The organism is Streptomyces sp. AC555_RSS877 (assembly GCF_019049245.1).
Classification (GTDB): Bacteria; Actinomycetota; Actinomycetes; order Streptomycetales; family Streptomycetaceae; genus Streptomyces.
On sequence record NZ_JAGMUK010000240.1, the window covers coordinates 1 to 12,086 of the forward strand.

The window sequence follows — 12,086 nt, forward strand, 5'->3', positions numbered from 1 at the left end:
GTCCCCGTCCCCGCCCCCGCCCACCACATCCCCCGGGCGATACGCGTGCGAAGGAGCCCGCGATGAGCGAGATGATCACCGCGGACCTGGTCGACCTCGACCTGTCCGCCGATACCAAGGAAGCGGCGGCGCGTGCCCTCGCCGAGCGCATGGTCGCCCAGGGCCGGGTGACCGACCTGGAGGGCTTCCTCGCCGACGTGGCCGCCCGCGAGGCACAGATGCCGACCGGCCTCGACGGCGGCATCGGCATCCCGCACTGCCGCAGCGGACACGTCACCGAGCCGACGCTCGCCTTCGGGCGCAGCGCCACCGGCATCGACTTCGGCGCGCCGGACGGCCCCGCCGACCTGATCTTCCTGATCGCCGCCCCCGCGGGCGCCGACGACGCCCACCTGACGATTCTGTCCTCGCTCGCCCGGCAGCTGATGAACGCCGAGTTCACCGACGCACTGCGCACAGCGGGCGACGCGGCCGCCGCGGCGGCACTGATCCGCGGCGACGAAGAGGCCTCCGGTGCCTCCGAAGACTCCGTGGCGGCTTCGGCGGCGGCCTCCGCCGAAGCCGCCACGGGCCCCGACAGTGACTCCGACGACGACCCCGACGGCGGCTCCGGCTCCGAGGGGCGGCCGTTCCGCATCGTCGCCGTCACCTCCTGCCCCACCGGCATCGCCCACACCTACATGGCGGCCGAGTCCCTGGAGAAGGCCGGCCGCGAGGCGGGCGTCGAACTCGTCGTCGAGACCCAGGGCTCGGCCGGCTTCACCCGGCTCGACCCGGCGGTGATCGCGGCGGCGGACGGCGTGATCTTCGCCCACGACGTGCCCGTACGCGACCGCGACCGCTTCGCCGGCAAGCCGACCGTCGACGTCGGCGTGAAGGCCGGCATCAACAAGCCCGCCGAACTCATCGCCGACGTGCGCGGCAGGGCCGAGCGCGGCGAGGTCACCGCGGGCGCCAAGGGCGGTACGCCCGTCGAGCAGGCCGGCGAGGCCGGCGACAGCTACGGCACCAAGCTCCGCAAGTGGCTGATGACCGGCGTCAGCTACATGGTGCCCTTCGTCGCCGCGGGCGGTCTGCTGATCGCTCTCGGCTTCGCGATCGGCGGCTGGAAGATCGCCGACGCGCCCTCGGTCATGAAGCACTTCTCCTGGACCGAGATCGACAGCTGGGGCGCCCTGATGTTCCAGATCGGCGGGGTCGCCTTCGGCTTCCTCATCCCGGTCCTCGCCGGATACATCGCGTACGGCATGGCGGACCGCCCGGGTCTCGTCCCCGGCTTCGTCGGCGGAATGATCTCCTCGCAGATCGCCGCCGGCTTCCTGGGCGGCCTGGTCGCCGGTCTGCTCGCGGGTGGTGTCGTCCTCGCCATCCAGCGGGTCAGGATCCCGCCGGTGCTGCGCGGCATCATGCCGGTGGTGGTGATCCCGCTGATCTCCTCGCTGATCGTCGGCTTCCTGATGTTCGTCGTGGTCGGCAAGCCCATCGCCGAGGCCCAGAAGGGCATGACGGACTGGCTCTCCGGCCTCTCCGGCTCCAACGCCATCCTGCTCGGCGTGCTGCTCGGCCTGATGATGTGCTTCGACCTCGGCGGCCCGGTCAACAAGGTCGCGTACGCCTTCGCCACGGCCGGTATCGCCGTCCAGGCTCCCAGCGACTCCGCGATGAAGATCATGGCCGCCGTGATGGCCGCGGGCATGGTCCCGCCGCTGGGCATGGCGCTCGCGACCACCCTGCGCAAGAAGCTCTTCACCCCCACCGAGCGGGAGAACGGCAAGGCCGCCTGGGTCCTGGGCGCCTCCTTCATCTCCGAGGGCGCCATCCCGTTCGCCGCGGCCGACCCGCTCCGGGTCATCCCGGCCTCGATGGCGGGCGGCGCGGTCACCGGCGCCCTGTCGATGGCCTTCGGCGCCACGCTCCGCGCCCCGCACGGCGGCATCTTCGTGGTCCCTCTGATCGGCCACGCCTTCCTCTACCTGATCGCCATCGCGGCGGGCGTGTGCGTCACCACGGCGCTGGTCGTCGTACTGAAGAGCATGCGCAAGCCGGCCCCGGGAGCCGTCACCGCCGAGGCGGCGGAGACCGGCTCGGCCGCTCCGGCGACGGAGCGGAAGCAGCCGGTCGCGGCATAGCCTTTTGGCCGATCGTGAGTTGTTCACGGCACCTGCGAGATACGTCACGGTCCGGGACCAAAGTCCCGGACCGTGGTGTCTACTGGGGCGCATGCCTGAGCACGTCTCCATCTACCAGCTGCTTGGTATGACCTTCCTCGTCCTGGTGACCATCGCCTGGGGGGCCGGTCTGGTCTTCATGCTGCGCCGAGGCCGCGCCGAAGGCGTCATGTGGCCCTCCGCCCGCCCCCTGCCCGCCCTCCCGCACCAGCGAGTGGGCCCGCAGCGCGAGTCCGTCGAACTGACCCCGGCGGAGGAGGACGCGTTCGCGGGACTGGTACGACGCCTCAGCGCCGACCGCTGACCCGCTGCGCACGGGCCGCCCGCCCCGCTCAGGAAACCCGCGCCGCCCGCCGCTCCATCGCGTCCCTGGCCGCGTCCTCGCTCAGGTACACCTCGCACATGTGCCGCCCGTCCGGCGTCGCCGTGTGCTCGACCTCCCAGAGGGAGACCTCCGCGCCGTCACGCAGCAGGAACGCGTGCTCGTAGAGCGAGAAGGACAAGCCGGCGCGGCCCGCCCGGCCGGGGCGACCGAAGGCCTGCGTGATCTGGTGCGCGAACGCCGTGGCCAGCAGCGCGGCCGTCTCCGCGTCCGGCCGGTCCGCGTTCTCCGCCCGGCGCAGCACCCGGCGGGCGTGGTCCGCCGAGTCGTCGGGCTCGTACGCGTGCCGGGGCGTGGGGATCGGCGACAGCTGAACCGTCACCGGCAGCTCGAAGTCCGGGGCGTCCGCGGGCAGCGGCAGCCGCGCGGTGGCCGCACGCAGCTCCTCCTCGTCCACGTACACCTCGTGCTGCGGGTCACTGCCCGGCGCGGTGTTGTGGACGAGCTCCCACAGGGTGAGGGCCGAGCCGTCGACCAGCAGCCAGGTGTGCCGGTACGTCTCGCGGTGCAGCCCCGCGCTGTGGTGCGCGGAGTGCAGCGAACTGTCGTGCGCCAGCGCGCAGTCCAGTCGCCGAATCGTCTCGTCGGGCAGCTCGAAGGAGTTCAGGGAACGGCCGAGGAGCCGCGCGAGATGCTCCTCCGGAGACTCGGGCGACTCGGGTGGTTCGTACGCTGCCGTCTCGTACGGAACGCTCAAGGTTTCTCCCGGCGTTGCTGCATGTCACCTTGTGGGTGCATACCGTAGCCCCTCGGTCGGACATCATGTCCGGGAACCGAGAAAACGTACGCCCGGAAAACGGGCGCGCCGCGGGGAAAGTTCCCACGCGGCTCGTCGATCCGTCAAAGACCGCCGGTCAGAGGCGACTTGGAGGGGGAGCTGCGATCATGCCGCGCTGCCCGCGATCCACTCGCTCCACGGCATGTTCCAGCCGTTGAGCCCGTTGTCCGGCGTCACCGTCTTGTCGGGGGAGTTCTTGACGACCACCACGTCCCCGATGATCGAGTTGTCGTAGAACCACTTGGCGGGCGTGTCACCCTGCGCTCCCCGTACGTCCTGGAGCCCGACGCAGCCGTGGCTGGTGCCCGCCCGGCCGAAGGGCGGGTTGCCCTTGTTGTACCAGTAGTTGCCGTGGAGGAAGGTCCCCGAGGTGGTCAGACGCATCGCGTGCGGCACGTCCGGGATGTCGTAGGCGTTGGCGAGGTCGACCGTCCTGCTGTCCATGCGCAGCTTGGTGAACTTCTCGGAGATCACCATCTGGCCGTTGTACGTGGTGAACTCCGCGCTGCCCGCCGAGATCGGCACCGTCTTGAGGGTGCTGCCGTCCCGCACGACCGTCATGGTCTGGGTGTTCACGTCGACCGTGGAGACCTGCGAGCGTCCGACGGTGAAGGTGACCGTCTTCTTCTGCACGCCCTGGACGCCGTTCGCGCCCTCGACCCCGTCCAGGTCGATCTTCATCGTGACCTTGGAGCCGGCCTTCCAGTACTCCTCGGGCCGGAAGTCGAGCCGCTGCGCCCCGAACCAGTGCCCGGCCACCTTCTGCCCGCTGCTGGACGACACCGTGATGTGCGACTGCACGGCCTTCTTGTCGCTGATCGCCTTGTCGAACCTGAACGACACCGGCATCCCGACGCCCACCGTCGTCCCGTCGTCCGGCGTGTACGTCCCGATGAAGCTGTTCGCCGAACTGACGGTGGTGAACGTCGAGTCGGCGGCCGTGGCCCGCCCGTTCGCGTCCTTCGCCCTCGCCGTTATCTCGTACTTCGTCCCCCGCTCCAGCTGCTCCTTCGGCTTCCAGCTGCCGCCGTCGGCGGATATCACCCCCGGTACGGCCGTCCCCGCGTCGGCCGCCGTCATCTTCACGTCCGTCAGCTTCCCGTCGCTGACCTTGACGCCGGTCGTGTTGATCGACGCACCGTTCGAGCCGTCCTCGGCCGAGATGGCGATCTTCGCCGCCGACGTCTTCGCGGAGCCCTGGCCGTTCTTGTCGTCGTCGTTCTTGGCATTGGCGCTTGCACCACACGCGGTGAGGGTGAGGGTGCCGACCATCAGGGCGGCACAGGCCCCGACTACGCGCCGCGCTGCTTTGTCCGGCGTTGTCACTAGCTGCTCCAGGTTCTGGTGGTGTGTGCGATCCGCTCCAGTGCGTGGAGAAAGAGGGGACCGGTCGACGGTCGGGTTCCCAACGACCGCCGTGAACGCCATCACGTGACAGAACCGGGACACATTCGCGTCAGCGGCCCCCGTACAACTCCTCGTACGACGGCCATGCCCCGCCCGGCCCGTCCACCGACTCGGCGGCGCGTACGGCGCGCACGATCGCCCGGGTCACGACATCGGCGCCCGCCGCGAGGATCTCGTTCAGCGCCAGCGGCCGCTCGGTGTCCAGCGGGCGGGCGCCGGTCCCCAGCGCGAACACCGTGTCGCCGTCGTGCAGCAGGTGCACCGGCCGTACCGCCCGCGCGATGCCGTCGTGGGCCGTGCCGGCCACCTTCTGCGCCTGCGCCTTCGACAGGTCCGCGTCGGTGGCGACCACCGCGAGCGTGGTGTTGAGCGGAGGAGGCGCGCTCTGCGCCGCGATCTCGGCGAGCCGCCGACGCGCGGCCTCGTGAACGCCCGCGTCCGGATACTCCACACGCCCCTGGAACAACTCCCCGTACAGCACCCCCGTTTCCGGATCCTCCACCGACCCCGCCGCGTTCGCCACGACCAGCGCGGCCACCGTGATCCCCGAGTCGAGGACGATGCTCGCGGTGCCCACGCCGCCCTTCATCAGCCCGGCCGCGGCGCCCGTACCCGCGCCCACGCAGCCCTCCCGCACCCGTGCGCCGGGCTCGCTCGCCGCGGCCGCCTCGACGGCAGCCCGCCCGGTGGCCGCGTCCGGCCTGGCCCGGAAGTCGCCGCCCCGCCCCAGGTCGAAGACGCAGGCTGCGGGCACCACCGGCACGACATGCGCCGGGTCCGCCCCCACCCGCACGCCGCGCCCCTGCTCCTCCAGCCAGGCCATCACCCCGGACGCCGCGTCGAGCCCGTACGCACTGCCACCGGTCAGCACGATCGCATCGACCTTCTGCACCACGTTGCGCGGGTCGAGGGCGTCGGTCTCCTTGGTGCCGGGTCCGCCGCCCCGCACGTCCACGGCGGCCACGGCGCCGCCCTCCGGGGCGAGCACGACCGTGGTGCCGGTGAGCCAACCGTCACCGGTGCGCGTGGCATGCCCCACGCGCACTCCGGCCACGTCCGTCAAAGCGTCGACTGTCATGGGGCCAGTCTCGTCCGGCCGCCGCCCCGGCCCGGCATGGTCAGGCGGCCGGGGTCGCCGGGGCCGCCGGTCTGCTCTCCCCGCGGTGGCCGGAGCGCGCCGTCCGTCTCGTGAACGCGTTCGCGAGACGGAGAGGGCCCGACAGCCCGGGCCGTACCCTGGACGCATGACCACCGCCCCCGAGCCCGAGCCGCGCGAGCCGAAGCCCGCGCTGATCTTCGACGACCCGCTGGACCAGCAGTCCTCGGACGACACGGACCGCGGGTGGGGCGAACGGCCGGGCGGCGACAGCGCGGCCGACCTGAAGCGCTTCCTCGACGAGAAGCCGCCCCACCACCTGTGAGCCGGGCGGGCCGCCGCCCGCCGTCGCTACGGCTCGTCGTGGCCCGAGCCGCGCTGCCGCTGCTGCGCCACCAGCGCGTCGCGGATCTCCTTGAGCACCTCCAGCTCGGACACCTCCATGACCTCCTGGGTGCCCTCCTTCGCCTTCCTGCGGGCCTCCTGCAGGGCGAGGTACTTCGCCATGGGCAGGACCATCATGAAGTAGACGACGGCCGCGGTGATCACGAAGCTGAGCGTGGCGCCGAGGACCGAGCCCCACAGGAGCCGGATCCCCTCGTCGCCCGTGCAGTTGTCGCTCAGACAGGAGCTGTAACTGTCGAGGTTCTTGGTGCCGATCGCTCCGACCAGCGGGTTGATGAGCCCCTTCACCACCGAGTTGACGATGTTGGTGAAGGCGGCACCGATGACCACCGCCACCGCCAGATCGACAACGTTCCCGCGCATCAGGAAGGCCTTGAAGCCCTCCCAGACGCTCGGCTTCTTCTCGCTCACGTAGGGGACTCTCCTCGCATGCACAGGGTGTGGAACAAACAGCTCCGCAACCTACGGCAGGGCGAGGCGACCCTGTCCAATCGGGTGGCTGCAACGAGGGACTTGACGGGAAAGTGCGAGGTCCGGGAATCGCGCGGCTCAGCACAGCGTCACCGCGAGCCGGGCCGTCGCGCTCGCGCCGGCGAGGTTCGCCGCGGTGGAGCGCGGCACCGAGAGGACCACCAGCGCCCCGGCCTCGGTCGCACCGTCCAGCGGCTGCGGCACCTTCGTGACCCGCGCCCCGCGGGCGACCACACGCGCGTCGCCACCGGTCGCCGTCTCCTCGGCGGCGATGACGTCCACCCGGTCGCCGGGCCGCAGCAACCGGACCGTGGCGCCGTCGGCGATCCGCACCGGCGCCGTCACGGTCTGCACGGCACGGCGCTCGCGTAGGGGATCCGTCTCCGAATGCCCGCGGGTCCGCTCCGTGTCGCGCGGTCCCGCCGCCACGAGCGCCGCCGCGGTGACGGCGAGGCCGACCGCCACGGCCCGCCTGCGGTGCCGTACGAGCCGTTGCGCCTGATACCGCCCGCCGCGCACCCGCACCGGGGCGAAGTGCGGCACGTCGCACGTGGGAGGTGCGTCCGTGCCGAGCGGGCGCGGAGGGAGGGGAGAAAGGGAGGAAGAGGGATGAGGGGAGGACGAGGGAGAAGGGGCGAAGGACATGGGAACCACCACCTGCGACGAGGAATCGGCCTGCGATGCCACGATGAGGCTTCGCGCCGATTCCCGCCGAGGCCGGTGGGCTACTGGCGGGTTGTGGACAACTCCCTGACCCGAACGGGAAGTTCCGCATCCGTGGAGCCCTCGCTGTCCACACCCGTCCGTCGGCTACGGCAGTGCGAACCCCGGATCCATCCCGCCCAGCGCGTTCGTGCACAGGCAGTCCCGCTCCTCGGCCGAGGGCAGCGCGGCCACCGCGTCGAACAGCACGCCCCGCAGGCGGTCCACGTTCGCCGCGAACACCCGCAGCACCTCGTCGTGGGAGACGCCCTCACCGGTCTCGGCGCCGGCGTCGAGATCCGTGACCAGGGTCAACGACGTGTAGCAGAGCTCGAGTTCACGGGCGAGCGCGGCTTCCGGGTGACCGGTCATGCCGACCACCGACCAGCCCTGCGCCTGGTGCCACAACGATTCGGCACGGGTCGAGAAGCGCGGCCCCTCGATCACCACCAGCGTGCCGCCGTCCACCGGCTCCCAGCCCTGCCCGCGAGCCGCCTTGGCCGCGGCCGTCCGCCCGGCCGGGCAGTAGGGGTCGGCCAGGGACACGTGCACCACGTTCGGCACCGATCCGTCCGGCAGCGGCAGCCCGTCGAAGTAGGTGCCTGCCCGCGACTTCGTACGGTCGACCAGCTGGTCCGGCACCAGCAGCGTGCCCGGCCCGTACTCGGGGCGCAGCCCGCCCACCGCACACGGGCCGAGGACCTGGCGCACGCCGACCGACCTGAGCGCCCACAGGTTGGCGCGGTAGTTGATCCGGTGCGGCGGCAGATGGTGGCCGCGGCCGTGCCGGGGCAGGAACGCGACCCGCCGGCCGGCGACCTCGCCGAGGAAGAGGGAGTCGCTGGGCGACCCGTAGGGGGTGTCCACCTGGATCTCGGTCACGTCGTCGAGGAACGAGTAGAAGCCGGAGCCCCCGATTACGCCGATCTCTGCGTTCGCCATGACCAGCACAGTAACCGGCGCCGTCCGAAACCGGAGCCCGGGTCCGGAAACAGCGTCCGGAGCGCGGCCCGGAAACAGCGTCCGGGGCCGAGATCCGGCCGCAGCGCGCGGAGCCCGGCCCCGGAGTCGGCGTCCCTCAGCCGGCGGCCAGCAGTCGGGTCACGGACACAGCGAGAACCCCGCCGTCGTACGACGGCAGGGTTCCGTGAGCGTGTGCGGCCTTATGCGGCCGAGCTGCTGCTCGACGAGGTGCCCGTGCTCGACGACTTCGACTTCGAGTCCGAGGACGACGAAGAAGAGGACGAGGCGGACGACGAGTCGGACTTCGTGTCCGAGGACGTCGACGACTTCGCGGACGCCGGCGACGTGCTCGACGAGGAGCCGCGGCTGTCATTGCGGTAGAAGCCGGAGCCCTTGAAGACAATGCCGACCGCGGAGAACACCTTCTTCAGGCGTCCACTGCAGTTGGGGCACTCGGTAAGGGCGTCGTCGGTGAACTTCTGCACCGCCTCGAGGCCCTCGCCGCACTCGGTGCACTGGTACTGATAGGTGGGCACTGTCTTCCTCCTGGCACTCTCACTCAATGAGTGCTAACGATGGTCCATAGTGACGCATTCCCGGGGATCAGTCCACTGTCACCGGCACTCGGTGACCGACGCCACGTGCCACGGTGCGGCTGTGCGGCCGTACCGAAAGGCGTGAGCGCAGCGCCAGCAGGGTCGTCAGGGCGAGCAGGGTGCCGCCCATCGGCACCAGGAACCCGGCGCCCTCCCGGAAGCCGTCCTCCAGTTGCCCGGCGACCGTGACGGCCGCCGCCTGTCCGAGGGCGACCGCGCCGGTCAGCCAGGTGAAGGCCTCGGTGCGGGCGCCGGCCGGAACCAGGTTCTCGACCAGGGTGTAGCCGGTGATCAGGGCGGGCGCGATGCACATCCCGACGAGCAGGCCGAGTCCGGCCAGGACGAGCACCGAGTGGGCCGCCCACAGGCCGGACGCGGTCAGTGCGAGGGCGACGTATCCGACGACCAGGCGCCGCTGCGGGGCGACCTTCCACGCGATGGCGCCGCAGACGAGGCCGGAGAGCATGTTGCCCGCTGCGAAGGTGCCGTAGAGGACGCCGTTGAGGCCCGGTTCGCCGATCGACTCGGAGAAGGCGGCCAGCGAGACCTGCATACCGCCGAAGACGGAACCGATGCCGAGGAAGGCCACGATCAGGACCCGCACCCCGGGGATGCGAAGGGCGGAACCGTGCTCCACGCGCGCGTGTCCGCGGGCGGCGACCGTCGGCTGTGTGCTCTTCTGCGCGGCGAACAGCAGGCCGCCGATCAGCGTCAGTGACGCCTCCGTCACCAGACCCGCGGCGGGGTCGACGGCCGTGCACAGGGCGGTGGCCAGCAGCGGGCCGACGACGAAGGTCAACTCGTCGGTGACGGACTCGAACGCGGCCGCGGTGGACATCAGGGGCGAACCCTTGAGCTTCACGCCCCAGCGGGCGCGCACCATGGGGCCGATCTGGGGCTGCGAGGCGCCCGTGGGCACGGCGGCGACGAGCAGCGCCCACAGGGGAGCGTGGGCCAGCGCGAGGAGGGTCAGGGCCAGGCCCGACAGTGCGTGCACGAGCACGCCCGGGATCAGTACGGCGCGCTGCCCGTAGCGGTCGGCGAGGCGGCCGGTGTAGGGAGCGAACAGCGCCATGGAGACGCCGGTGACGGCCGCGGCGGCGCCGGCCGCGCCGTAGGAGCCGGTGGTGTGCTGCACGAGCAGCACGATGGAGACGGTGAGCATCCCGAACGGCTGGCGTGCCGCGAAGCCGGGGAGCAGGAACGTCCAGGCGCCGCGCGTGCGCAGCAGTTGCCCGTAGCCGGGACGGGGGGTGACCGTGGATGCCACGGCCCGTGCCTTTCTGCCGCCTGGTAGCGCGGCCCCTGTCAGGGGCGACGGCGCCGAGAGCTGTCCTCTTGCGCGGACTGCGGTAGATACCGGCGCCCACTGAGGGGGCGTCCCGGCCGCCATACGGTCGCGCCAGCACTGCGTCAGGCAGAGTTGGTTCGATCGGAATGCGCCTTCATCGTACAGGGATCAAAGCCCGGTGAGCCTGTGAAAACGAGCACCATGGGCGCGGCCACCTGCGATGGTGAAGGGTGTGAAGGGTACGAAACGTGCCCTTAATGACCTGTGTCGGCGCCGTTCGTGCCCAGCCACCCGGCCAGCTTGCCGCCGCGTCCCACCGCGCGCAGCCGCCGCTCGGCCGCGTCCCGGACGGGATCCGTGGCGACCACGAGGAGCTCGTCGCCCCGTCGCAGCACCGTCGTCGGCAGCGGAACGAACGACTTTCCCTCGCGGACCACGAGGGTGACCCCGGCCCCCGCCGGCAGGCGCAGCTCGCCCACCTCGACGCCGTGCATCCTCGACCCGTCCGGGATCGCGACCGACAGCAGGTGGCCGCGCAGCCGCTCCAGGGGTGCCGACTCGATCCCGAGGTCGGCGGCCTCGGCGTCTCCTCCCAGCCTCAGCTTGCGGGCGAGCCACGGCAGGGTCGGCCCCTGGACGAGGGTGTAGACGACGACCAGGACGAAGACGATGTTGAAGATCCGGCGGCTGGCCTCGACGCCCTCCACCATGGGGATCGTCGCGAGGATGATGGGCACGGCGCCACGCAGCCCGGCCCAGGACATGAGCGTCTGCTCCTGCCACGGCACCCGGAACGGCGTCAGGCAGAGCACCACGCTCAGCGGGCGGGCCACCATCGTCAGGACGAGCCCGATGAGGAGCGCGGGCAGGATGTCGTCGCCCAGCTCGTGCGGGGTGACCAGCAGCCCGAGCAGGACGAACATGCCGATCTGGGCGAGCCAGCCGAGTCCGTCGGCGAATCCGCGGGTGGCGGGCCAGTGCGGCAGCTTGGCGTTGCCCATCGCCATCGCGGCGAGGTAGACGGCGAGGAAGCCGCTGCCGTGCGCCAGCGCGCCCGCCGCGTACGCAGTGACGGCGATGGCCATGACGGCGATCGGGTACAGGCCGGAGGCGGGCAGTGCCACGTGCCGCAGGCCCCACGAGCCCAGCCAGCCCACCGCGATGCCGATGGCGGCGCCGATGGCCAGTTCAAGGGCTATTTCGCCGATCAGCGCGTACCAGTGCTCGACGGGGCCCGCGGTCGAGAAGGAGACCACCAGGATCACGACGGGAGCGTCGTTGAAGCCGGACTCGGCCTCCAGCGTGCCCGTCACGCGCGCGGGCAGGGGGATCTTCCGCAGCACCGAGAAGACCGCCGCGGCGTCCGTCGAGGACACGACCGCGCCGATGATGAGCGCCTGGCGCCACTCCAGGTTGATCAGATAGTGCGCGGCCGTCGCCGTGACCCCCACACTCACCGCGACTCCCACCAGTGCCAGCGCGGAGGCGGCCGGCAGGGCCGGCTTGATCTCCTTCCACTTCGTGCCGAGGCCACCTTCGGCCAGGATCACGACGAGGGCCGCGTATCCGATGACCTGGGTGAGTTCGGCGTTGTCGAAGTGGATGTCGCCGATGCCGTCCTGGCCCATGGCGATGCCGATCCCCAGGTACACGAGCAGGCTGGGGAGCCCGCTGCGCGAGGAGATCCGGACTGCTGCCACGGCGACGAGCAGGACGAGCGAGCAGACGAGCAGGAGTTGGTTGAGATGGTGGACAGTCAGCGGCCGTTCCCTTCCCTGGCTCACACGCTGCACGCGCGCGGGCTCACGTACATAGGACACGAAGTGG

General features: G+C 71.4%; 12 protein-coding genes. 3 read left to right on the forward strand and 9 right to left on the reverse strand.

Annotation, left to right across the window (positions count from 1 at the left end):
- The first annotated feature begins 62 nt into the window (after window positions 1-62).
- Both KUM49_RS47715 and KUM49_RS47720 read left to right on the forward strand, forming a co-directional pair.
- Window positions 63-2,129, forward strand: coding sequence for a fructose-specific PTS transporter subunit EIIC (locus KUM49_RS47715; RefSeq protein ID WP_217243261.1), 2,067 nt, complete (start codon window positions 63-65; stop codon window positions 2,127-2,129).
- A gap of 91 nt (window positions 2,130-2,220) precedes the next feature.
- Entirely contained in the window at window positions 2,221-2,472 is a 252-nt protein-coding gene (locus KUM49_RS47720; RefSeq protein ID WP_217243262.1) for a hypothetical protein, read from the forward strand.
- 28 nt (window positions 2,473-2,500) lie between these two features.
- Here the strand turns inward: KUM49_RS47720 and KUM49_RS47725 are convergent, their stop codons facing one another.
- The 3 genes from KUM49_RS47725 to KUM49_RS47735 all read right to left on the reverse strand — a co-directional run bounded on the left by KUM49_RS47725 (window position 2,501) and on the right by KUM49_RS47735 (window position 5,813).
- Complete coding sequence (locus KUM49_RS47725; protein ID WP_217243263.1) at window positions 2,501-3,247, reverse strand: DUF6227 family protein; 747 nt, start codon at window positions 3,245-3,247, stop codon at window positions 2,501-2,503.
- A 186-nt stretch (window positions 3,248-3,433) separates the two neighbouring features.
- Entirely contained in the window at window positions 3,434-4,654 is a 1,221-nt protein-coding gene (locus KUM49_RS47730) for an Ig-like domain-containing protein (protein WP_217243264.1), read from the reverse strand.
- Between the two features lie 130 nt (window positions 4,655-4,784).
- A complete protein-coding gene (locus KUM49_RS47735; RefSeq protein ID WP_217243265.1) occupies window positions 4,785-5,813 on the reverse strand; it encodes a P1 family peptidase in 1,029 nt (342 codons plus the stop codon).
- A gap of 166 nt (window positions 5,814-5,979) precedes the next feature.
- On the opposite strand from KUM49_RS47735, the gene KUM49_RS47740 reads away from it, so the two are divergent.
- A complete protein-coding gene (locus KUM49_RS47740; RefSeq protein WP_217243266.1) occupies window positions 5,980-6,156 on the forward strand; it encodes a hypothetical protein in 177 nt (58 codons plus the stop codon).
- 26 nt (window positions 6,157-6,182) lie between these two features.
- Here KUM49_RS47740 and mscL read toward each other — a convergent pair whose 3' ends face one another.
- From mscL to KUM49_RS47770, 6 genes are all read right to left on the reverse strand, one after another.
- A complete protein-coding gene (mscL, locus tag KUM49_RS47745; protein ID WP_217243267.1) occupies window positions 6,183-6,647 on the reverse strand; it encodes a large conductance mechanosensitive channel protein MscL in 465 nt (154 codons plus the stop codon).
- A gap of 138 nt (window positions 6,648-6,785) precedes the next feature.
- A complete protein-coding gene (locus KUM49_RS47750; RefSeq protein WP_217243268.1) occupies window positions 6,786-7,352 on the reverse strand; it encodes a hypothetical protein in 567 nt (188 codons plus the stop codon).
- Window positions 7,353-7,517: 165 nt separating this feature from the next.
- Complete coding sequence (locus KUM49_RS47755; RefSeq protein WP_217243269.1) at window positions 7,518-8,351, reverse strand: S-methyl-5'-thioadenosine phosphorylase; 834 nt, start codon at window positions 8,349-8,351, stop codon at window positions 7,518-7,520.
- 221 nt (window positions 8,352-8,572) lie between these two features.
- The gene (locus tag KUM49_RS47760; RefSeq protein WP_217243270.1) at window positions 8,573-8,908 is read right to left on the reverse strand and encodes an FmdB family zinc ribbon protein; all 336 of its coding nucleotides are present in this window, start codon (window positions 8,906-8,908) and stop codon (window positions 8,573-8,575) included.
- 67 nt (window positions 8,909-8,975) lie between these two features.
- Complete coding sequence (locus KUM49_RS47765; protein ID WP_217243271.1) at window positions 8,976-10,238, reverse strand: MFS transporter; 1,263 nt, start codon at window positions 10,236-10,238, stop codon at window positions 8,976-8,978.
- A gap of 275 nt (window positions 10,239-10,513) precedes the next feature.
- The gene (locus KUM49_RS47770) at window positions 10,514-12,052 is read right to left on the reverse strand and encodes a potassium/proton antiporter (protein WP_308407054.1); all 1,539 of its coding nucleotides are present in this window, start codon (window positions 12,050-12,052) and stop codon (window positions 10,514-10,516) included.
- Window positions 12,053-12,086 lie beyond the last annotated feature (34 nt).

What these genes read in the sequence shown, in the direction of transcription:
- KUM49_RS47740 (WP_217243266.1), top strand. Translation starts at nt 5,980, where the DNA reads ATGACCACCGCCCCCGAGCCCGAGCCGCGCGAGCCGAAGCCCGCGCTG.
- KUM49_RS47750 (WP_217243268.1), bottom strand. Translation starts at nt 7,352, where the DNA reads ATGTCCTTCGCCCCTTCTCCCTCGTCCTCCCCTCATCCCTCTTCCTCC.
- KUM49_RS47715 (WP_217243261.1), top strand. Translation starts at nt 63, where the DNA reads ATGAGCGAGATGATCACCGCGGACCTGGTCGACCTCGACCTGTCCGCC.
- KUM49_RS47735 (WP_217243265.1), bottom strand. Translation starts at nt 5,813, where the DNA reads ATGACAGTCGACGCTTTGACGGACGTGGCCGGAGTGCGCGTGGGGCAT.
- KUM49_RS47755 (WP_217243269.1), bottom strand. Translation starts at nt 8,351, where the DNA reads ATGGCGAACGCAGAGATCGGCGTAATCGGGGGCTCCGGCTTCTACTCG.
- KUM49_RS47720 (WP_217243262.1), top strand. Translation starts at nt 2,221, where the DNA reads ATGCCTGAGCACGTCTCCATCTACCAGCTGCTTGGTATGACCTTCCTC.